Here is a 25208-nt window from a genome sequence, read left to right on the forward strand (position 1 = left end):
GGAATCACTGTGGCGCAGAATCCCGGCAAATCGAAGAAAACGAAGGTGCCGGCGGCGAGGAAACGGCTCCGGGTTGGCCTTGGCATCATGCTGACGTTGCTTCTGGTGGTCGGCGGCAAGCTCTTCATGGTCCAGGGGCTGGATGTCGGGGGCATGGCTGAAGCTGCGCTCGAAAGCCGCCTGCGGCCCCAGAGCCTTCCGGCAGAGCGCGGAGAGATCGTCGACGCCAACGGAACGGTGCTTGCCAGCAGCGTGATCCGCTACAACATTGTGGTTGACCAGGTCCTCAACACAGCTACAACGGAGTTCAAACGCTACAACGAGGCCACTGAGGAAGTGGACACCATTTCCCGGGACCAAGGCATCACGGAGCTGGCGGCGCTCCTGGGAGCCGACACTGCTCAGATCAGGCAGTCACTGACCGGCGACAAGAAGTACTTCGTGGTTGCCAAGGACGTGAAGCCCGAACTGGAAGACCGGATCTCCAAGCTGCACGTTCCGGGCGTCTCGGCAGAGGGGGTGAGCAAGCGCGTTTATCCCAACGGCAGCGTGGCCGGCGGTGTAGTGGGCTTCCTCCAGGACGGCACCACAGGACAGGCCGGAATAGAACAGACACAGGATGAACGCCTGCGGGGCGTCGACGGCAAGCGCGTTTTTGAGATCGGAGCCGACGGCCTCCGCATCCCGGTGGCCACTGACGAACTGACACCCGCCGTGGACGGCACGGATGTCAAGCTGACCATCAACACGGACATCCAGTATTTCGCCCAGCAGGCAATCCAAAGCCAAGTCAACAAGTTGAACGCCGAGTGGGGCGTCATTGTGGTGATGGACGCCAAGACCGGCAATTTGATCGCCTTGGCGGACACGAATGCACCGGATCCAAACGACCCCGGAAAAGTGGATGCCAAGGACCGCGGTGTCAGGGCAGTGACTGCTGCCTACGAGCCCGGTTCCGTGGAGAAGATGATTACTGCCGCCGCCGTGATCGAAGAAGGCAAGTCCAGCCCCCTGGACCACTTCACCATCCCGTCTTCCTACACCATCGACGGTCAAACGTTCACGGACGCCTTTGAGCACGGCACGGAGGAACGGACCCTCGCGGGCATTCTCGGGTGGTCCATGAACACCGGCACCGTCATGGCAGGCAGCAGGCTCACCAAGCAGCAGCGCTACGACTGGTTAAAGAAGTTCGGAATCGGCGAGCAGACCGACATCGGACTGCCCGCCGAAGCCACCGGCATCCTCGCCAAACCGGATCAATGGGACGACCGCCAGCAGTACACGGTGCTGTTCGGACAAGGCGTCTCCCAGTCCACCCTGCAGACGGTCCGTGCGTACCAAAGCATCGCCAACGACGGCGTCATGCTCCAACCGCGGCTGATCGACAGTTACATCACGCCCGAGGGTGAGGAACAGAAGGTTCCCGCCAAGGACAGCCGGCAGGTGGTCTCCCAGGAAACGGCACAGCAAGTACGCGACATCCTGGAGAGCGCGGTGACGGAGGGCCAGATCAAGGACGCCGCGATCGAGGGATACCGTGTGGGGGCCAAGACGGGAACATCCCAGGCTCCCCGTGAGGATGGCCTGCCGGGATTCGACGGCTACACAGCGTCCATGGTGGGTATGGCTCCCATGGACGACCCCCGGTTCATCGTTGAGGTCGTGCTGCAGCGGCCCAAGGGGAGCATCTACGGCATCACCAACGGGCCGGTTTTCCGTTCGGTCATGGCCCAAGTGCTGCGCACCTACAACGTGGCACCGTCCACGGGGACGCCCGCGCGCTTGCCGCAGTTCGTCAAGTAAGCTTTTTGGGCGTCTGTTTCGGCCGATCTTTAGAACCATTACTACCGACTTGGCGCTGCTGGCCAAGGCCGGTCGTTCCACCGAGCATCAACGGAGAACCACGTGTCAGAGCACAATGAGGCCGCTTCCAACTCCATGCAGCCGGAAGCGGAGGGAGCGGGCTTCCGCCCGGAATCCGTGGCTGCCGTGCCCCTGGCGGACATTGCCGCGAGCCTTGGCGTCGTGCTGCCGGATTCCGATGGCGGCACTGCAGTGACGGGCATCTCCCTCAACTCCAGAACAGTGGAGCCCGGTGACCTCTACATGGCCCTTCCGGGTGCATCGCGCCACGGCGCGGACTTCGTGGCACAGGCCGTCGACGCCGGTGCTGTCGCGGTGGTGACGGACGACGACGGTGCGCGCCAGCTTGCTTTGGCAGGTGACCAGCCCGTACCGGTGCTGATCGTCGACAAGCCGCGTGCCGCCGTCGGGCATCTGGCAGCCTTGATCTACAGGAGCCAGCCCAAGGGCGGCGGAGCCCCCACGCTTTTTGGTGTGACCGGAACCAACGGCAAGACCACCACCACCTACTTCATCAATTCCTTGCTGCGGGCGCTGGGCAAGACGCCGGGGCTGATCGGAACCATCGAGATAATGGCCGGCGGGGCGCCGATCCCGAGCCTGCTCACCACGCCGGAGTCCACGGAGGTGCACGCCCTTCTGGCTTTGATGAGGGAGCGGGGCCTGGACGCGGCGTCCATGGAGGTGTCCTCCCACGCGATCTCCTTCCACAGGGTTGACGGCGTGAAGTTCGACGTCGCCGGGTTCACCAACCTGACCCAGGACCACCTGGACCTGCACGGCAGCATGGAGGAATACTTCCGGACCAAGGCCGAACTTTTTACCTCCGCCCGGGCCCGCCACGCGGTGGTTACCGTGGACGACGAGTGGGGTCGCCGCCTGGCCGGCGAGGCCACCATTCCCCTGACTACCCTTGCTTCGGTGCCGGGCAGCGACGCGGACTGGGAGGTGGCAGTGCCAACCCCGAACGGCCTTGGCACTGATTTTGAGCTTCGGCACCGCGACGGCGCTGTGCTCCGGGTACACACCGGTCTTCCCGGCGACTTCAACGTGGCCAATGCAGCCCTGGCAACCATCATGGTGCTGGCTTCAGGTGTCGGCGTGGAGGAGTTGCAGACCGCCCTCGATGCCCATGATCCCTTCACTGTGGCCGTGCCTGGACGGATGCAGCTTGTGTCGACCGCTCCGGCCGCCGTGGTTGATTTCGCCCACAATCCCGATGCCCTGGCCCGGGCACTGGAGGCAGTGAGGTCACCCGAACAAGGGTCCCGCGTGATTGTCGTGTTTGGTGCCACCGGGCAGCGTGACCAAGGCAAGCGGCCGACGATGGGGGCGATCGCGGCGCGCCTGGCCGACGTCGTCATCGTCAGCGATGACGATCCCCACGACGAGGACGCCGCGTCCATCCGTGCGGAGGTTCTGCAAGGCGCGCACGCAGCGCGTGAGGCCGACGGCCTCAGCACCGACATCATCGAGTCATATCCCCGCGAAACGGCCATTCGGTTGGCAGTGGACCTTGCGACCGGGAAGGACACGATTCTTGTTGCCGGGAGGGGCCATGAAGTGTGGCAAGAGGTGAAGGGCGTCAACCTGGCCCTCGACGACAGGGTGGAACTCCGGGCCGCCTTGACATCCAAGGGATTCAGCGTTTCCCCGGACCAGCGGATAGAGTCCTGAACCGAGATGATTGCACTTACAGCGGCGGAAATCGCCGACATCACCCATGGCCGCCTTACGGGAGCCGGCGATATTGTTCCCACGTCCGTCGTCACTGACTCGCGGGAGGCGGTTCCCGGGTCCCTGTACGTGGCCAAGCCCGGCGAACACGCCGACGGCCACGACTTCATCGACGCAGCCTTCGACCGGGGCGCCGTCCTGGTCCTGGCCGAGCGTGAGGCGACCGACGCCGAAGGCCAACCGTATCCGGCCGTTATTGTCGATGACGCTGTGCTGGCCATGGGAGCCATCGCGGCAGAGGCCGTCCGTCGGATCCGTGCCGACCGCGCCCGGCGCGGTGAAGAATTCACTGTCGTGGGGATCACCGGTTCCGCAGGCAAGACCACTACCAAGGATCTCCTGGCCGGGGTGTTGTCCACTGCTGGCGCCACCGTGGCACCACAGGGCTCCTACAACGGCGAAGTGGGAGTTCCCCTCACCGTATTTGCCGCCGACGCCGACACCCGTTTCCTGGTGATCGAGATGGGCGCCACCGGAATCGGCCACATCAAGTACCTGGCCGACATGGTGAAGCCGGACATCGGTGTAGTGCTGGTGGTTGGCTCTGCGCATGCCGGTGAATTCGGCGGCATCGGGAACATTGCCAAGGCCAAGGGTGAACTGGTGGAAGCGTTGAGCGAAACCGGTACGGCAGTCATCAACATGGACGACCCGCGGGTGGCAGCCATGCAGTCCCGGACCAAGGCCCGGGTGCTGGGCTTCACCGCCTCACCGGGAACCAACGAGGACGTTGAAGCCCGCAATGTGGTGGTCAACTCCCAAGGGCACCCTGACTTCGACCTCGTACTTCCCGACGGCGGCCCGGCTGTTCCGGTGCGGAGCCGCCTGATCGGGGGACACCATGTGACGAACCTGCTGGCTGCGGCGGCAGCCGCCTTCGCGGCGGGGATCCCCGTGTCCGATATTGCAGCGTCGCTGAACACCCAGTCGGCCGCCAGCAGGTGGCGCATGGAACGTACGGAACGTCCTGACGGAGTCACCGTCATCAACGATGCCTACAACGCCAACCCCGAATCGATGCGGGCAGCCCTTCGTACGCTGGCCGACCTCGGACAGGGCCGGCGAACCTGGGCGGTCCTTGGCGCCATGCTTGAGCTGGGGGAGGACTCCATCCGCGAGCACACGGCCGTGGGGACGCAGGTAGTACGCCTGAACATCTCCAGGCTCGTGGTGGTGGGACGCGAGGCACGGGCACTTTACGTTTCCGCTGTCCAGGAAGGCTCCTGGGGAGATGAATGCTCGTTCACTGAGACCGCGGACGAAGCCTACGAGCTCCTGCAGCGCGAGCTTCAACCCGGTGACCTTGTCCTCTTCAAATCGTCCAACGGCGTAGGCCTGAGGCATTTGGGGGATCGGATAGCATTGGCTCCACGGGCTCAGTCCGCCGGGGAAAACGCGGCTGGAGATGCCGCAGGCGAAGGGAACGAGCTCCTGTGATTGCACTTTTGATCGGCGCGGGCGTCGCCCTGTTGGTGGCCTTGATCGGCACGCCATTGTTCATCCGTTTCCTGGTGGCCAAGAGCTACGGGCAGTTCATCCGGGACGACGGACCTACGTCCCACCACACCAAACGCGGCACGCCCACCATGGGCGGAACGGTGGTGGTCGCCGCGGTGCTGGTGGCCTACTTCGTCACGCACCTGATCATGTGGATGATGAACCCGCGCTCTCCGGGGCCGTCGGCCTCCGGCCTGTTGCTGCTTTTCCTCATGGTGGGAATGGGCTTCGTAGGGTTCCTGGACGACTACATCAAAATCTCCAACAAACGCAGCCTGGGCCTGAACGCCAGGGCCAAGCTCATCCTGCAGGCAGCCGTGGGCATCATCTTCGCGGTGCTGGTCCTGCAGTTCCCCAACGAGGACGGCCTGCGGCCCGCTTCCACCCAGATCTCCCTGGTCCGGGACATCCCATGGCTTGACCTCGCCTTCGGCGGGACCGTGTTGGGCGCCATCCTGTTTGTCATCTGGTCCAACCTGATCATTACGGCAACCACCAACGGCGTGAACCTCACCGACGGCCTGGACGGTTTGGCCGCCGGTGCCTCCATCATGGTGTTCGGCGCGTACACGATCATGGGCATCTGGCAGAACAACCAGGCCTGTGGCTCACCCCGTGAGGCGGGCAGCGGCTGCTACCTGGTGCGCGACCCCATGGACCTGGCACTGCTGGCAGCCATCCTTAGCGCGGCCCTGGTGGGCTTCCTGTGGTGGAACACTTCACCGGCAAAGATCTTCATGGGCGACACCGGATCGCTGGCCATCGGCGGCGCCGTTGCCGCCTTCGCGATTCTGTCCCGCACCGAACTCCTGCTCGCCTTCATCGGCGGCCTCTTCGTCCTGATCACCCTGTCCGTGATCATCCAGGTAGGTTTCTTCAGGCTCAGCGGGGGCAAGCGGGTCTTCAAAATGGCTCCCCTCCAGCATCACTTTGAGTTGAAAGGCTGGGCGGAAGTCACGGTCGTTGTCCGTTTCTGGATCCTTGCCGGACTGTTCGTCGCCGCAGGTCTCGGAATCTTCTACGCTGAATGGGTGGTGCTGCTGTGAACCAGGGCCCGGAATCGACGTCTCCTTCAACTGACCGCCTCAAGGACCTCACCAGCTGGGATGCTGACTGGAGGGGTCTCCGGGTGGTGGTGACGGGCATCGGAGTCTCGGGATTCGCCGCTGCCGACACCCTGATCGAACTCGGGGCCAGGGTGGTGGTGGTGGATGCCGCCACCACGGCCAAGGCTGAAGCCCAGGCCGACACCTTGAAAATTGTGGGTGCGGTGGACGTGCTCCTCGGCGAGGCAGCCGTTAGCCGTTTGCCGCTCATCGACGGCGAATTGCCGGAGCTTGTGGTCACCTCTCCAGGGTGGCGCCCTGACCAGGCATTGCTCGCCGCGGCGAAGCGAAAGCACATCGCAGTGTGGGGAGATGTGGAGTTGGCCTGGCGGTTGCGGCAGCGGGCCGGCCGCAAGACGGCGGACTGGCTTGCCATTACCGGAACCAATGGCAAAACAACCACGGTTGGCATGACCGAGTCCATGCTGCAGGCGGCGGGGCTGAAGGCCATCGCCGTGGGGAATGTGGGAACGCCGATCCTGGATGCCTTGCGGGACCCCGTGGAGTATGACGCTTTTGCCGTGGAGCTCTCCAGCTTCCAGCTTCACTGGAGCCATTCCCTGTCGCCGGTGGCCAGCGTCTGCCTTAACGTTGCCGAGGACCACGTTGACTGGCATGGTTCCTACGGATCGTACTTGGCGGACAAGGCCAAGGTTTACGAGAACACGCAGAAGGCTGCCATCTACAACGCCGAGCAGATCGAAACCGAACGGATGGTGGAGAACGCGGACGTCGTGGAAGGCTGCCGTGCCGTCGCCTTCACCACCAATACGCCCGCCATCAGCATGGTTGGCGTCGTGGAAGGTCTGCTGGTGGACCGCGCGTTCATTGCCGAGCGCAAAGATTCCGCCGCTGAGCTTGCTGCCATGTCCGACCTCGGACCGGTGGCTCCGCGGCACATGGTGGCCAACGCCTTGGCCGCGGCTGCCCTTGTCCGCGCCTACGGAGTGGAGCCGGCCGCCGTCAAGCAGGGCCTGCTCAACTACCTGCCTGGTGCCCACCGCATCCAGCTCGTGGCAAAGCACCGCGGCGTACTGTGGATCAACGATTCCAAGGCGACAAATCCGCATGCGGCCTCGGCAGCACTCTCGGCTTTCACCAATGTGGTGTGGATAGCCGGCGGCCTGTCCAAGGGCGTCAACTACGACGACCTCGTCAAGGAACACGCCCCAAGGCTCAAAGCCGTGGTGCTGATTGGTACGGACACAGGGGCCCTGGAAGGAGCCCTCCAGCGACACGCGCCGGATGTCCCCGTGATAGCCCAGCCCAAGGGCGACACTGAAAAGGTGCAGACCGCAGCCGGTGACGCGTCCTCGCCGATTTATGGCGAGACCGTCATGGCCCAGGCCGTGGCGGCGGCAGCCAGCGTCGCAGCGCCGGGAGACACGGTGCTTATGGCTCCGGCGGCTGCATCCATGGATCAGTTCTCTTCCTACGCTCACCGTGGCGATGCTTTCATCCAGGCAGTTCGCGAGCTCGTGGAAGGGCAGGCACAGACCACCGAGGAGTAACAATGGTCAGCACGCCCACCCGCACCCGCGGAAAGAACCCCGGGGGAGGGAAAGCCAAGGCTTCGCCGGCTGCCCGAACGCAGCGCAGCGGGCTCCGCGGACACGTCCGGAGCTTTTGGGAGAGCCTTGAGGGCAAGAGCAAGGCCCCCAACAACTCCACGTACTACCTCATCCTTGGCTGTGCGCTGGCCCTGACTGCCATTGGCGTCATGATGGTGCTGTCGGCATCGAGCGTTGAAGCCATTTCCGAAGGCAAGTCGCCGTACGCCGATGCCCTCAAGCAGGCGGTGTTCGGTGTGGTGGGCCTCGTGGGCATGTACGTCATCTCGCGCACCAACGTGAACTGGATGAAGAAGTTGTCGTGGTGGGCCCTTGGAGCAACCATTGTGCTGCTGGTGATGGTCCAGGTGTTTGGCCGCCGCGTCAACGGCAACAAGAACTGGATCGACTTCGGCGGCATCACCTTGCAGCCCTCCGAGATCGCCAAGCTGGTGCTGTGTATCTGGATCGCTGCCGTCCTGGCCCGGAAAGTGAACTACCTGCACCGGTGGATGCATGTGATCGTCCCCGTTATACCCGGCGCGGGACTGGTCATGGGGTTGGTGATGGCAGGCAACGACCTCGGAACAGTCATCGTCATCGCCGCCATCGTTGCCGCAACGCTCTACTTTGCCGGCGTTCCCACCAAAATGCTGGCCGTCGCAGGTTTGCTGGGTGCTGTTGGCGCGGCCGCCATGACAGCGATCAGTCCCAACCGCATTTGCCGTGTCACCGCGTGGTTGGGCATGGACAACGATGCGTGTACTGCGGATTCGGACTTCAGCTACCAGTCGACCAACGGCATGTACGGACTGGCCCAGGGCAGCTGGACAGGGTTGGGGCTGGGGCAGAGCAGGCAGAAGTACAACTGGCTGCCGGAAGCCCACAACGACTTCATATTCGCGATCATCGGCGAAGAACTGGGCCTGGTGGGCACGATCGTCGTGCTGGCCCTCTTCGCGATTCTTGGGATCGCCATTTTCCGTGTGGTGGTCCGCCAAACTGATCCGTTCCAGCGGACACTTGCCGGTGGCATCATGGTGTGGTTGCTCGGCCAGGCCAGCATGAACATGGCTGTGGTCACACAGCTCCTCCCGGTCATCGGGGTACCGCTGCCCTTCATATCTTCGGGCGGGTCCGCCCTGGTGATGTCATTGTGCGGCGTGGGCGTAGTGTTGTCTTTGGCCCGGGCCCAGCTTCCTCCCCAACAACGGCCGCGCTTCCTTCCGCGCCGTTCCTCCAAGACCGCCACGAAAGCGTAAAAGCACTTCATGACTTCAACTCCGCACCAGCCATCCGCACCCCTGTCGGTTGTCCTCGCCGGCGGCGGCACCGCGGGCCACGTCAGTCCGCTGCTGGCCATTGCCGAGGCCATCAAGACCAAGCGCCCGGATGCTGCCCTCCTGGCCGTGGGCACGCCGTCGGGTCTTGAGGCCCGCTTGGTCCCGGCCGCCGGCTACGAGCTGGCGACCATCGACCGGGTGCCCTTTCCCCGACGGCCCTCAGCTGACCTGCTCCGGCTCCCCGGCCGCCTGGCGGGTGCCATCAAGCAGTCGGGACGCATCCTGGACGATGCCGCCGCGGATGTCCTGGTGGGCGTGGGGGGTTACGTTTGCACACCCATGTACCTGGCCGCCCGCCAGCGAAGGATCCCGATCGTCATCCACGAGGCCAATATCCGCCCGGGCCTTGCCAACCGCGTCGGTGCAAGGTTCAGCAGCCACGTGGCCGTGGCGTTTAAGGAGACCAGGCTCAAAGGCGCCCGGCACGTCGGCATGCCCATGCGCCGCGCCGTATCCGGCCTTGACCGCCGCACGGCGGCAGCAGCTGCCAAGGAGTCCCTGGGACTTCGCACGGACCGTCCTGCGTTGATCGTCACGGGCGGATCGTCGGGTGCCCTGAGCATCAACAAGTCCATAGCTGCAGCGCTCCCCGCGCTGGCCGAAGCAGGCATCCAGACGCTGCACATCACCGGAACAGGCAAAGCCGTCCGCGACGCCGAAGGTGGCCTCCTGGCCGCGGAAGGCTACCGGCAGGTGGAATACGTGGACGCCATGGAAACCGTCTACGCCGCTGCGGATGTCCTCCTGGCCCGCGCCGGAGCCGCAACAGTCAGCGAGGTCGCGGCTGTGGGAGTACCGGCAGTCTTCGTTCCACTGCCGGTCGGCAATGGCGAGCAGGCGCTCAATGCCGCATCCCTCGTCGCCGCCGGGGGAGCGCTGCTGGTGGACGACAAGGACCTTGGACCCGGGTGGATCCTGTCCCACGTGGTCCCCCTGTTGTCGGACTCGGGCAGACTCGAGGACATGGCCCGGAAGTCCGAGGCCCTGGGCATCAGAAACGCCGATCAGCGGATGGCTGATCTTGTACTGGAAGCGGTATCAGCATGACGCACCACAACACTGCATCCCTCGGCTCGCTGGGGCGGGTCCATTTCATCGGTATCGGCGGTGTGGGCATGTCTGCCGTTGCCCGGATCATGGTGGCCCGCGGCGTGCCCGTCAGCGGTTCGGACGGCAAGGACCTTCCTGTCATGCAGGACCTTGCCGCGGCCGGTGCAAGGATCGCCGTGGGGTACGACGCCGGCAACCTGCAGGACGCCCAAACCGTGGTGGCGGGTTCGGCCATCCGTGATGACAATCCGGAACTGTCCGCTGCGCGCGCAGCGGGCCTGCCCGTCCTGCACCGCTCAGAGGCGCTGGCTGCCACCATGGCCGGGCACAGGGTAGTGACCATCGCCGGCACCCACGGCAAATCCACCACCACGTCCATGGTTGCGGTCCTCCTCAAGCAAGCGGGGCTTGATCCGTCCTTCGCCATCGGTGCCAACGTCCCGGCCCTCGGCGTCAACGCCGCCCATGGCGCCTCGGACATCTTCGTGGCTGAAGCCGATGAATCAGACGGCTCCTTCCTCAATTACCAACCGTCCATCGCGGTGGTCACCAATGTCGAAGCGGACCACCTCGACCACTACGGTACGGCGGATGCCGTGTTCGCCTCGTTTGATGACTTCGCAGCGCTCCTGCCGCCCGACGGTGTTCTGTTTGCCTGCGCCGATGATCCCGGGGCGCGGGCCCTGGCGGAGCGCACAGCGGCCAAGGGAACCACTCGCGTGCTCACGTATGGGACAGCGGACGACGCCGGCGTGCGGCTTAAGGACGACGGCCCGGGTTCCGTCTCGGTAGAGGCCGCCGGTGGCCGGTACGCACTGGACTTGAAGGTCCCCGGCCGCCACAATGCGCTGAATGCGGCGGCTGCTTTCGCCGTGGCCTTGGAGCTGGGGGTGGCCCCGGACCAGGCTGCGGCCGCGCTCGGCCACTTCACCGGGGCATCCCGGCGGTTTGAACTGAAGGGCCAGGCCGGGGGAGTGCGCGTGTACGACGACTATGCGCACCATCCAACCGAAGTCCGCGCGGCACTGTCGGCAGCGCGGTCGGTGGCGGGCGGCAACAAGGTCCATGTCCTCTTCCAGCCCCACCTGTTTTCCCGGACGCGTGAGTTCGCGGCCGAGTTCGCATCTGCCTTGGACCTGGCGGACACGGCCCTTGTCCTGGACATTTATCCCGCCCGTGAGGACCCCATCCCGGGGGTCACCAGCGACCTGATCGCAAACCGGCTTTCCAACGGAAGGCTCGTGGCTGCCGATGATGCCGTAGCCGGCGTCGTGGCTGCGGCCCGGGATGGCGATGTTGTCCTGACTGTCGGGGCGGGCGATGTGACCGCCTACGGGCCGGTGATTGTGGAGGCCCTTCGTGGCTAGTACCCGCAAGCCGACGTTCAAGCCGCGGGCCGCGGCAGGCGGCGGAAAGACCGGCACCCCCGGCCAGGCCTCCCGGAGTTCCGTGCCCGGGGGTGGATCCCCCGAGGAGGGGGTGATCAGCGCCGAGCGCTCCGTTGAACCGGAACGGAAGGCTCCGCCCAAGGCAAAAGCGAAGGCCGTGAGGTCCTTTCCACGTCCCGGGGCGAAACAACCCGCCAAAGCTGCGGTTCCGCCGGCCGGCAACGTCATAGCCTTTCCCGAGCCGAAGGCGCGCAGGCAGCGGCGGCTGGTGGTATGGACGGCCGCGGTCGTAACTGCTTTGGTTGCCCTGCTGATCACCGGTGCCGTCTATTCTCCTGTCCTTGCTGTCCGGACGGTGACGGTGGACGGGACAAAGCTCCTGACACCCGACACGGTCCAGGAAGCGCTCGGCGATCTGGAAGGCAAGCCCCTTCCGCAGGTCACCGAGGAGGAAATCAATACCCTGCTGAAGCCGCTGGTCCAGGTGAGGTCGGCAACCATGGAGGCCAGGCCGCCGTCGGAGTTGCTGGTTCATGTCCACGAGCGGGTGCCCGTGGCGCTGCTCAAGCAGGGCGGCTCCTTTGTGCTGGTGGACGTCGACGGCGTCCAGCTCGGAGTGACACAGGACCAGGCGTCGGTGGCCCTGCCCCTGATCGACGATGGCGCGGCAGCAACCAATACGGAGCTGTTCAAAGCCATTGCCGCCGTCCTGGACACCTTGCCTGCGGACGTCCTGGCGAGGATGTCCACGGCTTCGGCGGCGTCACCGGATGCCGTGGAGCTGAAACTTGTGGATGGAAAGACGGTAGTGTGGGGCAATGCCGACGACAGGGAAACCAAGGCAAAAGCCTTGGAGGCATTGTTGAAGATGCCGCAGGATCCCAAGGTTCCCGTCAGTATTTACGACGTGAGCGTGCCACGGCATCCGTTCACCAAATAGGTGGTTGTGGAGGGTGGCTTCAGTGCGGCGGACGCCTTATTTCGCGGATTCCAGCGACACGCGCAAGCGGTCATTGCATGTGCGAAGCAGAGGAAATACCGTCGCTTTAGAGTTACTTGACATAACTATAACCTTCAACTAGAGGGTTAAGGTCCAAGGATTCAAGTTGGACTCGATCAGTTTCGCAATAGGACACAAGCAAGGGGCACGAAACGTGGCAGCACCGCAGAATTACTTGGCCGTCATCAAGGTCGTCGGCATCGGCGGCGGTGGCGTGAACGCAGTCAACCGAATGATCGAAGTCGGCCTCCGGGGCGTCGAGTTCATCGCCATCAACACCGACGCGCAGGCGCTGCTCATGAGTGACGCTGACGTCAAGCTCGACGTCGGCCGGGAGCTCACCCGCGGCCTTGGAGCCGGCGCCAACCCCGAGGTCGGAAAGCAGGCAGCCGAAGACCACGCCGATGAGATCGAGGAAGTTCTCCGCGGCGCAGACATGGTCTTTGTTACCGCAGGCGAAGGTGGTGGCACCGGCACCGGTGGCGCGCCTGTCGTGGCGCGCATTGCCCGCTCGCTCGGTGCCCTGACCATCGGCGTCGTCACCCGTCCCTTCACCTTCGAAGGCCGCCGCCGCGCAGGATCCGCAGAAGCCGGCATCGATGCCCTCCGCGACGAAGTCGACACCCTGATCGTCATCCCCAACGACCGGCTCCTTTCCATCAGCGACCGCAACGTCTCCGTCCTGGACGCCTTCCGCTCCGCTGACCAGGTCCTGCTCTCCGGTGTGCAGGGCATCACCGACCTGATCACCACCCCCGGCCTCATCAACCTTGACTTTGCCGACGTCAAGTCCGTCATGCAGGGGGCGGGTTCTGCCCTCATGGGTATCGGCTCTGCCCGGGGCGAAGACCGTGCCGTCAAGGCTGCGGAACTTGCCATCGCTTCGCCGCTGCTTGAAGCATCCATTGACGGCGCCCACGGTGTGCTGCTGTCCATCCAGGGCGGCTCGGACCTTGGCCTCTTCGAGATCAACGAAGCCGCCCGCCTGGTCCAGGAAGTCGCCCACCCCGAAGCCAACATCATCTTCGGTGCCGTCATTGACGACGCCCTGGGTGATGAAGCCCGGGTCACGGTCATCGCGGCCGGATTCGACGACGTCAAGGCAACGTCACCGTCCATGGACCAGTCGCGTCCTGCCCAGAACCCGGTACCGGCCGCTGAGCGTCCCGCAGCGCCGGCGTCGGCTCCGTCGAATGCCGCAGCTCCCCAGCACGCCACCGCGGGCATCGGTGCAGCCGGCCTGAGCAACTGGGGCCAGCAGCGCCCGGCCGCCTTGCCCGCTGATTCGGGGTTCGATGTAGACCTTCCGGCAGTCGTGGAGCCGGACCTGACGGGCAACCGCTCTGACGACCTCGATGTTCCCGACTTCCTCAAGTAAGCAAGCAACCGGAAAGTCAGTACCTGGTGTTTTGGTGGCGCAATGAAGTTCGTCCCGGCGTGTCTGTTGCCTTCACGGACGCACGCGCCGGGAACCTGGCCCTTCACGTGGGGGACAACCCGGACGACGTAGCATCGCGCAGGGCGCAGGTGGAACAGGCCGCGGGCCTGGGAGGCCGCACCTTCCAGTACATGAACCAGGTCCACGGCAACAGCGTGGCCGTGATCAACCATTGGGGTGCCGGTCCTACTGCCGACGCCATGGTGTCCGTTGCGGATGTGGCGGGCGGGTCGGTCCAGCCCTTGTCGGTGATGGTTGCGGACTGCGTGCCCGTGGTGCTTGTGGGGTCCACGGAAACCGATGCCCCGGCTGTTGCGGTCGCCCATGCCGGACGTCCCGGGGTTGCCTCTGCGGTGGTGACTGCCACTGTCGACAGGATGCGGGACCTCGGAGCGCGGGACATCACAGCCTGGCTGGGCCCGTCCATTTGCGGGCGGTGCTATGAAGTTCCTGCAGTCCTGCGGGAGCAGGTGTCTGCAGCCGTGGCTGAATCCTGGGCGGAGACATCGTGGGGAACCCCTGCGTTGGATCTTCCCGCGGGCGTGCGTGCGCAACTGGCAGCCTCGGGCGTGGACGTTCTTTACTCAGGGGAGTGCACCCTGGAACACGAGGGTCTTTTTTCTTACCGTCGGGACTCCCGGACCGGTCGGTTCGCAGGATTGGTATGGACACATGACCGGCAAGGATAAGGCAACGCGGGCCCTTGCGGACGGCCCGGCGGACGATGGCCGCACGGCCGAACTCGCCGGGCGGCTTGAGGCTGTCCGGCAACGGATCACCGCTGCCACCGCCGCAGCGGGACGTTCCGATGTCCCCGCCCTCATTGTGGTCACCAAGTTCCATCCGGCCACCGATATCCGCAGGCTGGCTGCATTGGGCGTCCGTGACGTCGGCGAAAACCGCGATCAGGAGGCCTCGGCGAAATCCGTGGAGCTGGCTGACCTGGACGTGCGGTGGCACTTTATCGGGCAGTTGCAAACCAACAAGGCAAAAACCGTCGCCAAGTATGCATATTCCGTCCAGTCCATAGACCGCCCACAGCTCGTTGACGCCTTGGCCAAAGCGGTGCGTCGGGAGAAGGAAGAGACCGGCCGCGCTGACCTCCGCTGCTTCATCCAGGTGAATCTGGACGACTCCGCCGGAGCGCATCGGGGCGGGGCGCAGCCTTCCGAGGTCTTGGCCCTGGCGGAAAAGATTACGGCGGCCGACGGGCTGGTGCTTGCCGGCCTGATGGCGGTCGCGCCCCTGGGAGGCGATCCCGAGGCGGCCTTCGGGAAACTGGCCGGTATTTCTGCGGATTTGCGAGCTGAGTACCCGTCCGCTGACGCTGTCTCCGCCGGCATGAGCCAGGACCTGGAAGCCGCCATCGGGTCCGGAGCGACACACCTGAGAATTGGCTCCGATATTCTCGGTTCGCGTCCTGCGGTGGGGTAGCGTCAAAGTATTGGAATGACGGGCCGGGGTTCCAACACGTCAAGTCATGGCGGCCCGCCTACTGCAGAAACGATAGGAGTGCACCATGGCTGGCGCTCTGCGCAAGACAATGATCTATCTTGGGCTCGCCGATGGCGATGATCACTACGAATCTGAGCAGGCTGTCGCCCACCAAGACGAAGAACGCCCCCAGACGCAGGAACGGGAAGAGCGCCGTGCGCCGGCACCCGTCCGGGAAGTTGTCCGTGAAATGCCCACAGTAGACGCCGAACAGGAATACCGCGCTCCCGTGACACCCATCAAGCGTGCGGCGTCAAGCCGCGAAGACGCCTCCGGCCTGAGGCAGATCACCACCGTTCACCCCCGGTCCTACAATGACGCCAAGCTGATCGGCGAGAGCTTCCGCGACGGAATCCCGGTCATCATGAATGTCACGGACATGGGCGAGGCCGACGCCAAGCGACTGGTGGACTTCTCCGCCGGCCTGGTGTTTGGTCTCCACGGCAGCATCGAGCGCGTTACCAACAAAGTCTTCCTCCTGTCTCCCTCCTATGTGGAGGTCATCGGGGACGACAAGAAGGCCAGCGAGTCGCAGGCCAGCTTCTTCAACCAGAGCTGAAAAGATCTTTCACGGATGCCAGGCGGGCCAACCCGCCTGGCATCTGTGTTGCAATAGTAGGGACCGATCGGCATTCCGGAACAAGTGGGAGATCTGAGCTAACTCGTGGGCATTGTTTTCGGCCTTATCTATATTGTGTTGTTGCTGTTTTTCATTGCTCTGATCATCAGGCTGATCTTTGAATGGGTGCAGATGTTTGCCCGTCAGTGGCGTCCCCGTGGTGTGGCCTTGGTAACAGCCCACGTGGTCTACTCGGTCACAGATCCGCCGCTTCGGCGGCTAAGGCGTCTGATTACGCCCCTGCAACTGGGTGGGATTTCGTTGGATCTGGGCTTCCTGATCCTCATCATTGCCGTCAGCATTGCCATGGCTGTGACCAACAGCCTGGCCTAGCTCCACCGTCGGAAACGGGACCATCCACGGGTCCCCTGCCCGCAAATTCTCCAAATCAACACGATGGTGTTGAATTGGAGGAACCAGATGATATTTAGGTACCGTAGTTTTGAACGGCCGGAAGGCCTCCTGACTAACTAGACCAACGAGGTGACCAGATGGCTTTGACGCCAGAAGACGTTGTCAACAAGCGCTTTCAGCCGACCAAGTTCCGCGAAGGCTACGACCAGGACGAGGTAGACGACTTCCTCGATGAGATCGTGGTTGAACTGCGCCGCCTGAACCAGGAGAACGACGAACTTCGCAAGAAGCTCGGCGAAGCCGGTTCGGCAGTGCCTGCGGCAACGGCTGCGGCTCCGGTCGTCGAGAAGGTTCCCGCGCCCGTCAAGGTGGACAAGGAAGCAGAGGCCAAGGCTGAAGCCGAGGCCAAGGCTGCTGAGGCTGCCAAGAAGAAGGAAGCCGAGCAGGCTGCGGCTGCCGCCGCTGCTGCCAAGGCACCGGCCGCCAACAACGGCCATACCGCTTCTGCAGAGTCCGCTGCCGGTCTGCTGGCCATGGCGCAGCAGATGCACGACAAGCACGTGGCCGATGGTGCCCAGCAGAAGGAAAAGATCATCGCCGAGGCGCAGATCGAGGCATCCAGCCTGGTGAACGACGCCCAGGAGAAGTCCCGCAAGATCCTCGGCGCCCTGGAGCAGCAGCGCTCCGTCCTGGAACGCAAGGTCGAGCAGCTCCGCGGCTTCGAGCGTGACTACCGCTCCCGCCTCAAGGCCTACATCGAAGGCCAGCTGCGCGATCTTGACGCCCGTGGTTCCGTTGCCGCTCCCGAGGTGGGCGAAGCAACCGCGGACGTTTAGCAAGTATTCTGAAAGCCGGTGGCTGAGGACTCCTCGGCCACCGGCTTTTGTTGTTAATGCCCAGCAGCAGTCTTCCAGGTTCCACGAATGAAAGCGCCATGACCGACGAACTTTCCGGCCACGAGCCACGGCCCGTCCCTCCAGCCCAACGAAAATGGCGCCCGGCCATGCTCTGGCTTTTTGCTGCCTTTGCTGTCTTTGCGTACACGTTCGACCAAGTGACCAAGCTGTGGGTGACGAGCACCATGACGGAGGGTGAACGGATCCCGGTTCTGCCACCGCTGCTGCACTGGTACTTCATCCGTAACTCCGGTGCCGCCTTCTCCATCGGCGAGGACGTGACGTGGATCTTCACGATCGTCATGGCCACGGTGTCCATAGCGATCCTTTTCCAGCTGCGGAAGCTCGGCTCCGCCTGGTGGGCGCTGTCCCTTGGTCTGCTGTTGGGTGGCGCGCTGGGCAACCTGACCGACCGCCTGTTCCGTGAACCCTCCTTCGCCATGGGCCATGTGGTGGACTTCATCCAGTTGCCCAACTTCGCGATCTTCAATATCGCCGACTCCGCAGTCGTGTCCGGTGTGGTGATCATCTGCCTCCTGACGTTGCGCGGGATCGGGATGGACGGCACCCGGCATGTTGCCGAACCAAAGACCGCGAAAGGCGCAACGGAGGAGCGTTCCGGTGAGTAACCGGGTAGTGGTGCCGGAGGACCTCGCCGGTTCCCGGGCGGATGCGGGGCTCGCCAAGCTGCTGGATATTTCCCGTTCGGCGGCGGCCCTGCTGATTGCCGGGGGACATGTCACCAGCGCTGGAGTTCCCCTGGGCAAGTCAGCAAAGCTCGTTTCCGGCTCCGTGCTGGATGTCACGGTTCCCGAGCGGCCGGATCCCCTGGAAGTCGTGGAGGAAGTTGTGGAAGGCCTTAAAATCCTGCTGGACGATGACGATTTCGTGGTCATCGACAAACCGGTGGGAGTGGCTGCACACCCTTCGCCAGGTTGGGTTGGTCCCACGGTGGTGGGCGGCCTTGCCGGTGCCGGTTACCGCATTTCCACCTCCGGCGCACCGGAGCGCGCAGGCATCGTGCACCGGCTCGACGTCGGGACGTCCGGGGTCATGGTGGTGGCCAAGACCGAGGATGCGTACACGGTCCTCAAGCGGGCTTTCAAGGAACGTACGGTGGACAAGGTCTACCATGCGGTGGTCCAGGGGCTCCCGGACCCCCTGTTGGAACCATCGATGCTCCGATCGGCCGCCACCCCGGGCATGACTGGAAGTTTGCCGTCATCGAGGACGGGCGGCCCTCTGTGACCCACTACGAGGTCCTGGAGGCGTTCGGAAAAGCCACCCTGGTGGAGGTCCATCTGGAGACAGGCCGCACGCACCAGATCCGGGTTCATTTCTCGGCGCTCAGGCATCCCTGTGCCGGCGATCTCACGTATGGCGCGGATCCCCGCCTCGCTGCCAACCTGGGGCTCACCCGCCAATGGCTCCATGCCCGGCAGTTGGGCTTCAACCACCCGCGGACCGGTGATTGGGTGGAAGTCACAAGCGGGTATCCAGCCGACCTCCAGTACGCTCTTGACCTGCTGGCAAGCGGTACCGCCTAAGCTGGCTCGCGGCTTGCCGGTCCACGGCGTCGTCCTGCCCGGACGGTAGACTGTCGTGGTGAGTTCCAGCAATGATTCGTTCGTCCACCTGCACACCCATACCGAATACTCCATGCTGGATGGAGCGGCCCGCCTGGGTGAACTCTTCGATGAGACCGAGCGCCTGGGCATGCCCGCTTTGGCCACGACGGACCACGGCTACCTTTTCGGCGCCTTCGACTTCTGGCGGAAGGCAACTGACAAAGGCATCAAACCCATCATCGGCGTAGAGGCGTACGTTACGCCGGGGACGGCACGCGGTGACAAGGAGCGTGTGCGCTGGGGTGATGAAAGCCAGCGCAAGGACGATGTCTCCGGCGGTGGTTCGTACACCCACATGACCCTGCTCAGTTACAACAACGTAGGCATGCGGAACCTGTTCCGGGCATCCTCCATTGCCTCGCTCGACTCGGTCTTCGGTAAATGGCCGCGGCTGGACCGGGAACTCCTCAACACCTACTCCGAGGGTCTTATCGCTACGACCGGCTGCCCATCAGGAGAGGTCCAGACCCGGCTTCGCCTGGGCCAATACCGCGAAGCGCTGGAAGCCGCAGCCGAGTTCCGGGACATATTCGGCGCGGAGAACTACTTTTGCGAGCTGATGGACCATGGGCTGGACATCGAGCGGCGCGTCACCGGCGACCTCCTGAGGCTCGCCAAGGATCTCAACCTTCCCCTCGTGGCCACGAACGACCTCCATTACACCCACGAGCACGATGCCAAAGCCCACGAGGCACTGTTGGCCATCCAGTCCGGGTCGACCCTCCTGGAGCCCACCTACGACCAAGGCGGTTCGCGGTTCGCCTTCTCCGGCAGCGGCTACTATCTGAAGTCGCCGCAGGAAATGCGGGAGCTCTTCAGGGACCACCCGGAAGCCTGTGACAACACATTGCTCATTGCCGAGCGCTGCGATGTGTCCTTCAATACTGACGCCAACTACATGCCCCGTTTCCCCTGCCCGCCCGGTGAGGACGAGACATCCTGGCTGGTCAAGGAAGTGGACAAGGGGCTGGCCTACCGGTATCCCCAGGGCGTCCCGGACACTGTCCGCAAGCAGGCGGACTACGAGCTCGAGGTCATTACCTCCATGGGCTTCCCGGGCTACTTCCTGGTCGTCGCCGACTTCATCAACTGGGCAAAGAACAACGGCATCCGGGTAGGGCCCGGCCGAGGCTCCGGTGCCGGTTCAATGGTTGCCTACGCCATGCGCATCACGGATCTTGATCCGCTGCAGCACGGCCTGATCTTCGAGCGCTTCCTCAACCCGGACCGTGTGTCCATGCCTGACTTCGACGTCGACTTCGATGATCGCAGGCGCTCGGAAGTCATTGACTACGTCACCAGGAAATATGGTGATGAGCGCGTGGCCATGATCGTGACGTACGGCACCATCAAGACCAAACAGGCGCTGAAAGACTCTTCCAGGGTGCTGGGCTACCCCTTCAGCATGGGGGAGCAGCTCACCAAGGCGCTGCCGCCTGCGGTGATGGCCAAGGACATTCCGTTGGCGGACATCCAGAACCCGGAGGCCAAGCGGTACAGCGAGGCCGGCGACTTCCGGCAACTGATCGCCACGGACCCGGAGGCTGCCAAAGTCTTCGAAACCGCGCTTGGCATCGAGGGGCTGAAGCGGCAGTGGGGTGTCCACGCGGCCGGCGTCATCATGTCCTCCGACCCCATCATCGACGTCATTCCGATCATGCGCCGGTTCCAGGACGGCCAGGTCATCACGCAGTTCGATTACCCCACGTCCGAGGGCCTGGGCCTGATCAAGATGGACTTCCTGGGGCTGCGGAACCTGACGATCATTTCCGACGCCCTGGAAAACGTCAAAATGAACCGCGGTATCGACATCGACCTTGAAAACCTTGCCCTGGATGACGCGGCGTCCTACGAACTCCTCGCCCGCGGAGACACCCTCGGCGTGTTCCAGCTGGACGGCGGACCCATGCGGTCGCTGCTCAAACTGATGAAGCCGGACAACTTCGAAGACATCTCCGCCGTGCTGGCGCTGTACCGTCCCGGCCCGATGGGCGCCAACGCGCACACGGACTATGCGCTGCGCAAGAACGGGATCCAGGACGTGGTCCCGATCCATCCCGAGCTTGCCGAGCCGCTGGAAGACATCCTCGGCGGGACGTTCGGCCTGATCGTGTACCAGGAACAGGTTATGGCCGTGGCCCAGAAGCTTGCGGGCTACTCGCTGGGCCAGGCAGATATTCTCCGCCGTGCCATGGGCAAGAAGAAGAAATCCGAGCTGGACAAGCAGTTCGCCGGCTTCTCCCAGGGCATGCAGGACAACGGCTACTCCATGGAAGCCGTCAAAACGCTGTGGGACATCCTGCTGCCGTTCTCCGATTACGCCTTCAACAAGGCGCACTCGGCAGCCTACGGCGTGATCTCCTATTGGACGGCCTATTTGAAGGCGCACTATGCGCCCGAGTACATGGCCGCGCTGCTGACGTCGGTGGGCGACGACAAGGACAAGTCGGCCATCTACCTCAATGAGTGCCGGCGCATGGGCATCACCGTGCTGCCGCCGGACGTCAACGAATCTTCGCTGAACTTCACTCCTGTGGGCGACGACATCCGCTTCGGCATGGGTGCCATCCGGAACGTGGGCGTTAACGTCGTGGAGGCCATGGTCTCCGCCCGGCAGACCGAAGGCGCGTACACCTCATTCAAGGACTTCCTGATGAAGGTTCCGGCGATCGTGTGCAACAAACGCACCATTGAATCCCTCATCAAGGCCGGAGCCTTCGATTCGCTGGGCCACCACCGCCGTGCACTGGCCATGATCCATGAAGAAGCCATCGACTCCGTCATCACGCTGAAGCGGAACGAGGCCATCGGCCAGTTCGACCTCTTCGCCGGGTTTGAGGACCAGGAGCCCGAGGCCTCGCTGAGCACCGAGATCCCGGACCTCCCCGAGTGGGAGAAGAAGGACAAACTCTCGTTTGAACGCGACATGCTGGGTTTGTATGTGTCCGACCACCCGCTGCAAGGACTCGAGGGCGTCCTGAGCCAGCATGCGGAACAGTCCATTACCTCGATCATCGCCGAGGATGGACCGCACGACGGCGCGATCGTCACCATTGCGGGCATGATCACCTCGTTGAGCCGGAGGATCGCCAAGGCAAGCGGCAACGCCTATGCGCGGGCCGAGATCGAGGATCTGGGCGGCTCGATGGAGGTCATGTTCTTCGGACAGGTCTACGGACCCATAGCCTCGGTCCTGGCCGAGGACCTCATCGTGGTGGTCAAGGGCCGTCTGCAGCGCAGGGATGACGGCGCCGTGACGCTGAACTGCATGGAGCTGTCCGTTCCCGACCTGAGCGAAAGCGTCAACGGACCTGTGGTGATCACCATTCCGACGTTCAAGGCCACCGAAGCCGTGGTCACGGATCTGCGTGATGTGCTCCGGACCCACCGCGGGAACTCCGAGGTCCGGCTCAAGCTCATGGGTGACACGAAGATGGAGATCATGGCTCTGCCCGTGCATATGCGCGTCAACCCCAGCCCCTCACTCTTTGGCGACCTGAAGGTCCTGCTGGGCCCGGCCTGCCTGGACCACTAGCGACCGGGCGGTACACCGGCCCGCCCCCGTGTGGTCAGATCTCGTAGTCCAGGGGCGCGGGCTGGCTGTAGGCGCCGCTGTGGTACAGCAGGGGAGCGGCAACGCCTCCAACCTGGCCACCCACCACTTCAACCACCACCACGGCGTTGTTCTCGAACGATAGCCGCATCTGGATTTTGCCCACCAGCCACCCGGCCACATCCTTCAGGATGGGGACGCCGTGCGGCCCTGGCTCCCAGTGGTCGCCGTCGAAGCGGTCCCGCGTGCGGGCGAACCGGTCGGCCAGGGCCTGGTTCTCCGACCCCAGCATGTGGACCCCGATGTACTGGGCATTGGCCACTGCGGGCCAGGAGCTGGAGCTTCGCGCCATGTTGAAAGTGAAGCGTGGCGGTTCCGCGGAGAGCGACGCGACGGATGTGGCGGTGAAGCCGAAGGGGTGGCCGTCATGGTTGGCCGTGATGATGGCCACCCCGGCAGCATGGCGGCGGAACATTTCCCTGAACGTCTGCTGGAAACCGGGTGTTTCGCTGTCCACGGGTGACCTCCTGGGCGTGGGGCGGCAATCGCGCGTCTTTCAACCAGCGTATGCCTCGAAGGGACGTCGCTGCGCATTTTCCCGTGGGCACGTAAACCTTTGTTAATGTGGGGTGATGACCGAGTCCGTAGCCCCCGCTGCCCACACCTTCGATTCCAAACAGCGGTGGGGAAGGCTTCGCTCCAAGGACATGTTGTGGCTCGTGGTCCAAGCCGCGGCAGGAGTCATGGCAGGCTTGCTGTGGTGGGTTCTTGCCCCGGGTGGACTGAATCTGGTGTCCGGAAACCCTGACCTGGGCAACCCATCGAATCCCGACTCCTGGCTGCCCCGGGATCTGGTCCTGGCCGGCCTCATGTTGGTGGCCGGGTGTGCAGCCGGACTCACCCTGGATGGAAAGCTGGAGGCCCAAGGCGCAGGACGACGGTTCGGATTTGCGGTGGCCGGTGGTGCCGCCGGTGCGGTGCTTGCATGGTTGACGGGGCTGCTGGCCGCCGTGGTGTGGGGCGTCGCTCCAGACCCTGCCCTCGGAGCCGAGTACGGGTTCACGCTCAGGTCGTACGCCGTTCTTCCCTTGTGGCCCGGTGCCGTGGCCTTCGTGACGTTCGTCCTGGCGTTGTTCGGGGTTCTTACGGGTAAACCCGTAAAATAGCGGCGTGACTCTTTCTTCGGACACTTCCGTTCCTGCCGCATCGTCCCTGGATTTCCGCAGCATCGATTTCCGTGGACGCCACCTTTCGCTGGCCGAACTGCGCGCCGCAGTTCCCCGGGCGAAGCATCAAACGATGGCGGATGCCGAAAGCAAGGTCCTGGACATCATCGCCGATGTCCGCAACCGCGGCTTCGCAGCCCTCACCGACCTCGCCAGGAAGTTCGACGGCGTTGACCAGTCGCACCCGCGGGTCCCCGCAGAGGCACTCGCCGAAGCCCTGGCCGGGATCGATCCGGAGGTGCGGGCAGCGTTGGAGGAGTCCATCAAGCGTGCCCGGCAGTTTGCTGAACGCCAGCGCCCTGCGAATGTTGAGGTGCCGCTGGCAGACGGGGCCTCCGTCAGCCAGAATTGGATTCCCGTGGGCCGGGTCGGCCTGTACGTCCCTGGCGGTTTGGCGCCGCTGGCATCCTCGGTCATCATGAACGTCGTTCCGGCCGTGGCTGCCGGCGTTGAGTCGATTGCGCTGGCGTCCCCGCCGCAGAAGGAATGGGGTGGCCTGCCGCACCCGACGATCCTGGCCGCTGCAGCCCTGCTGGGAATCGACGAGGTTTACGCTATTGGCGGTGCCCAGGCGATTGTCTCGTTCGCCTACGGCGTTCCCGGGTCACAGGACGGGCTTCCCATCGAGCCGGTTGATGTGGTCACCGGCCCGGGGAACATCTTTGTGGCAACGGCCAAGCGATTGGTCAAGGGCGTGGTGGGCATCGACTCGGAGGCCGGGACCACCGAAATCGCCATTCTTGCCGATTCCACAGCCAAGCCCGCTCTGGTGGCGGCAGACCTGATCAGCCAGGCGGAGCACGATCCCAAGGCGGCCTCCGTCCTGGTGACGGACTCCGGGGACCTGGCGGACGCCGTCGTGGATGAACTCCGGCGGCAGGCAGCGGCCACCAGGCACAGCGCGCGCGTCTTCGAAGCGCTGTCGGGTCCGCAATCGGGTGTTGTCCTGGTTGATGACCTGGAACAGGGAATCGCCGTGTGCAATGCCTACGCGGCAGAACACCTGGAGATCATGACCGCGGACGCCGCGGCGGTGGCCGCACGCATCCGCAATGCCGGCGCCATTTTTGTCGGCGACTACAGCCCGGTGAGCCTGGGCGACTACTGCGCCGGTTCCAACCATGTGCTGCCCACGAGTGGCACGGCCGCTTTTTCTTCCGGCCTCAACGTCACCACCTTCCTGCGGGCGGTACAGGTCATCAACTACGACCGCGCTGCGCTGGAGGAGGTCAGCGGCCACATCGTGAGTTTGGCCGGGGCTGAGGATCTGCCGGGACACGGTGATGCCGTGAGGATCCGCTTCGCCTAGGAGATCACCTGGTGTAACCACTACATATGCGGGTAGCCACCACTACATGTAGTAGTTACACGCTTGTCATTAGCTGGATACCAACCGTAAACTGGTGCCGGAAGTAAAAATCCGGCACCTTTTGCGTTCGTGGACCCCAGCGGGTGCGGACACA

20 protein-coding genes and 1 pseudogene are annotated in these 25208 nt (G+C 64.0%); 20 read left to right on the forward strand and 1 reads right to left on the reverse strand.

Annotated elements, in window-relative coordinates; translation table 11 throughout:
* Nucleotides 1–9: 9 nt before the first annotated feature.
* The 18 genes and pseudogenes from ACUYMZ_RS09570 (at nucleotide 10) to dnaE (ending at nucleotide 22501) form a co-directional block, all read left to right on the forward strand.
* Complete coding sequence (locus ACUYMZ_RS09570; RefSeq protein ID WP_481602945.1) at nucleotides 10–1806, forward strand: peptidoglycan D,D-transpeptidase FtsI family protein; 1797 nt, start codon at nucleotides 10–12, stop codon at nucleotides 1804–1806.
* Between the two features lie 102 nt (nucleotides 1807–1908).
* Entirely contained in the window at nucleotides 1909–3543 is a 1635-nt protein-coding gene (locus ACUYMZ_RS09575; RefSeq protein WP_481602947.1) for a UDP-N-acetylmuramoyl-L-alanyl-D-glutamate--2,6-diaminopimelate ligase, read from the forward strand.
* Nucleotides 3544–3549: 6 nt separating this feature from the next.
* Nucleotides 3550–5040 carry a UDP-N-acetylmuramoyl-tripeptide--D-alanyl-D-alanine ligase gene (locus ACUYMZ_RS09580; protein WP_481602949.1) on the forward strand — a complete coding sequence of 497 codons (1491 nt, stop codon included), beginning with the start codon at nucleotides 3550–3552 and terminating at the stop codon, nucleotides 5038–5040.
* Nucleotides 5037–6146 carry a phospho-N-acetylmuramoyl-pentapeptide-transferase gene (mraY, locus tag ACUYMZ_RS09585; protein WP_426006991.1) on the forward strand — a complete coding sequence of 370 codons (1110 nt, stop codon included), beginning with the start codon at nucleotides 5037–5039 and terminating at the stop codon, nucleotides 6144–6146. Before ACUYMZ_RS09580 ends, mraY begins: the two co-directional genes overlap by 4 nt.
* The gene (gene murD, locus ACUYMZ_RS09590; protein WP_481602951.1) at nucleotides 6128–7717 is read left to right on the forward strand and encodes a UDP-N-acetylmuramoyl-L-alanine--D-glutamate ligase; all 1590 of its coding nucleotides are present in this window, start codon (nucleotides 6128–6130) and stop codon (nucleotides 7715–7717) included. Before mraY ends, murD begins: the two co-directional genes overlap by 19 nt.
* 2 nt (nucleotides 7718–7719) lie before the next feature.
* Nucleotides 7720–9018 carry a putative lipid II flippase FtsW gene (ftsW, locus tag ACUYMZ_RS09595; protein ID WP_481602953.1) on the forward strand — a complete coding sequence of 433 codons (1299 nt, stop codon included), beginning with the start codon at nucleotides 7720–7722 and terminating at the stop codon, nucleotides 9016–9018.
* Between the two features lie 9 nt (nucleotides 9019–9027).
* Nucleotides 9028–10146 carry an undecaprenyldiphospho-muramoylpentapeptide beta-N-acetylglucosaminyltransferase gene (gene murG, locus ACUYMZ_RS09600; RefSeq protein ID WP_481602955.1) on the forward strand — a complete coding sequence of 373 codons (1119 nt, stop codon included), beginning with the start codon at nucleotides 9028–9030 and terminating at the stop codon, nucleotides 10144–10146.
* Nucleotides 10143–11516 carry a UDP-N-acetylmuramate--L-alanine ligase gene (gene murC / locus ACUYMZ_RS09605; protein ID WP_442422866.1) on the forward strand — a complete coding sequence of 458 codons (1374 nt, stop codon included), beginning with the start codon at nucleotides 10143–10145 and terminating at the stop codon, nucleotides 11514–11516. The genes murG and murC overlap by 4 nt, the downstream gene beginning before the upstream one ends.
* On the forward strand, nucleotides 11509–12477 hold the full coding sequence (locus tag ACUYMZ_RS09610; RefSeq protein ID WP_481602958.1) for a cell division protein FtsQ/DivIB: 969 nt from the start codon (nucleotides 11509–11511) through the stop codon (nucleotides 12475–12477). Before murC ends, ACUYMZ_RS09610 begins: the two co-directional genes overlap by 8 nt.
* Before the next feature lie 214 nt (nucleotides 12478–12691).
* Nucleotides 12692–13915 carry a cell division protein FtsZ gene (gene ftsZ, locus ACUYMZ_RS09615; protein WP_426006997.1) on the forward strand — a complete coding sequence of 408 codons (1224 nt, stop codon included), beginning with the start codon at nucleotides 12692–12694 and terminating at the stop codon, nucleotides 13913–13915.
* Nucleotides 13916–13941: 26 nt separating this feature from the next.
* Complete coding sequence (locus ACUYMZ_RS09620; RefSeq protein WP_481602960.1) at nucleotides 13942–14664, forward strand: purine nucleoside phosphorylase YfiH/LACC1 family protein; 723 nt, start codon at nucleotides 13942–13944, stop codon at nucleotides 14662–14664.
* The gene (locus ACUYMZ_RS09625) at nucleotides 14648–15409 is read left to right on the forward strand and encodes a YggS family pyridoxal phosphate-dependent enzyme (protein WP_481602962.1); all 762 of its coding nucleotides are present in this window, start codon (nucleotides 14648–14650) and stop codon (nucleotides 15407–15409) included. Before ACUYMZ_RS09620 ends, ACUYMZ_RS09625 begins: the two co-directional genes overlap by 17 nt.
* Before the next feature lie 85 nt (nucleotides 15410–15494).
* Nucleotides 15495–16028, forward strand: a complete 534-nt coding sequence (locus tag ACUYMZ_RS09630; protein WP_481602965.1) for a cell division protein SepF — start codon at nucleotides 15495–15497, stop codon at nucleotides 16026–16028.
* Nucleotides 16029–16133: 105 nt separating this feature from the next.
* Nucleotides 16134–16421 (forward strand): YggT family protein, encoded by a 288-nt coding sequence (locus ACUYMZ_RS09635; RefSeq protein ID WP_481602967.1) that lies wholly within the window; start codon nucleotides 16134–16136, stop codon nucleotides 16419–16421.
* 158 nt (nucleotides 16422–16579) lie between these two features.
* Nucleotides 16580–17278, forward strand: a complete 699-nt coding sequence (locus tag ACUYMZ_RS09640; RefSeq protein ID WP_426007004.1) for a DivIVA domain-containing protein — start codon at nucleotides 16580–16582, stop codon at nucleotides 17276–17278.
* Nucleotides 17279–17376: 98 nt separating this feature from the next.
* Nucleotides 17377–17967, forward strand: a complete 591-nt coding sequence (gene lspA / locus ACUYMZ_RS09645; protein ID WP_481602970.1) for a signal peptidase II — start codon at nucleotides 17377–17379, stop codon at nucleotides 17965–17967.
* Nucleotides 17960–18885 (forward strand): annotated as a pseudogene (locus ACUYMZ_RS09650) (RluA family pseudouridine synthase). The gene lspA and the pseudogene ACUYMZ_RS09650 overlap by 8 nt, the downstream one beginning before the upstream one ends.
* Before the next feature lie 58 nt (nucleotides 18886–18943).
* Nucleotides 18944–22501 (forward strand): DNA polymerase III subunit alpha, encoded by a 3558-nt coding sequence (gene dnaE / locus ACUYMZ_RS09655; RefSeq protein WP_426007007.1) that lies wholly within the window; start codon nucleotides 18944–18946, stop codon nucleotides 22499–22501.
* 34 nt (nucleotides 22502–22535) lie between these two features.
* Here dnaE and ACUYMZ_RS09660 read toward each other — a convergent pair whose 3' ends face one another.
* Nucleotides 22536–23036 (reverse strand): flavin reductase family protein, encoded by a 501-nt coding sequence (locus ACUYMZ_RS09660; RefSeq protein WP_426007008.1) that lies wholly within the window; start codon nucleotides 23034–23036, stop codon nucleotides 22536–22538.
* Between the two features lie 115 nt (nucleotides 23037–23151).
* Here ACUYMZ_RS09660 and ACUYMZ_RS09665 point away from each other — a divergent pair, with 115 nt between their 5' ends.
* Nucleotides 23152–23685: a hypothetical protein gene (locus ACUYMZ_RS09665; protein ID WP_481602973.1), complete on the forward strand. Its 534-nt coding sequence runs from the start codon at nucleotides 23152–23154 to the stop codon at nucleotides 23683–23685.
* Between the two features lie 4 nt (nucleotides 23686–23689).
* Nucleotides 23690–25054, forward strand: coding sequence for a histidinol dehydrogenase (gene hisD, locus ACUYMZ_RS09670; RefSeq protein ID WP_481602975.1), 1365 nt, complete (start codon nucleotides 23690–23692; stop codon nucleotides 25052–25054).
* Nucleotides 25055–25208: the final 154 nt, after the last annotated feature.

The organism is Arthrobacter sp. T572, from assembly GCF_056780115.1.

Bases quoted from the DNA above. Each gene is read 5' to 3' on its own strand.
- ACUYMZ_RS09580 (WP_481602949.1), top strand. From the start codon at position 3,550: ATGATTGCACTTACAGCGGCGGAAATCGCCGACATCACCCATGGCCGC.
- murD (WP_481602951.1), top strand. From the start codon at position 6,128: ATGGGTGGTGCTGCTGTGAACCAGGGCCCGGAATCGACGTCTCCTTCA.
- ftsW (WP_481602953.1), top strand. From the start codon at position 7,720: ATGGTCAGCACGCCCACCCGCACCCGCGGAAAGAACCCCGGGGGAGGG.
- murG (WP_481602955.1), top strand. From the start codon at position 9,028: ATGACTTCAACTCCGCACCAGCCATCCGCACCCCTGTCGGTTGTCCTC.
- murC (WP_442422866.1), top strand. From the start codon at position 10,143: ATGACGCACCACAACACTGCATCCCTCGGCTCGCTGGGGCGGGTCCAT.
- ACUYMZ_RS09625 (WP_481602962.1), top strand. From the start codon at position 14,648: ATGACCGGCAAGGATAAGGCAACGCGGGCCCTTGCGGACGGCCCGGCG.
- ACUYMZ_RS09630 (WP_481602965.1), top strand. From the start codon at position 15,495: ATGGCTGGCGCTCTGCGCAAGACAATGATCTATCTTGGGCTCGCCGAT.
- ACUYMZ_RS09640 (WP_426007004.1), top strand. From the start codon at position 16,580: ATGGCTTTGACGCCAGAAGACGTTGTCAACAAGCGCTTTCAGCCGACC.
- lspA (WP_481602970.1), top strand. From the start codon at position 17,377: ATGACCGACGAACTTTCCGGCCACGAGCCACGGCCCGTCCCTCCAGCC.
- ACUYMZ_RS09665 (WP_481602973.1), top strand. From the start codon at position 23,152: ATGACCGAGTCCGTAGCCCCCGCTGCCCACACCTTCGATTCCAAACAG.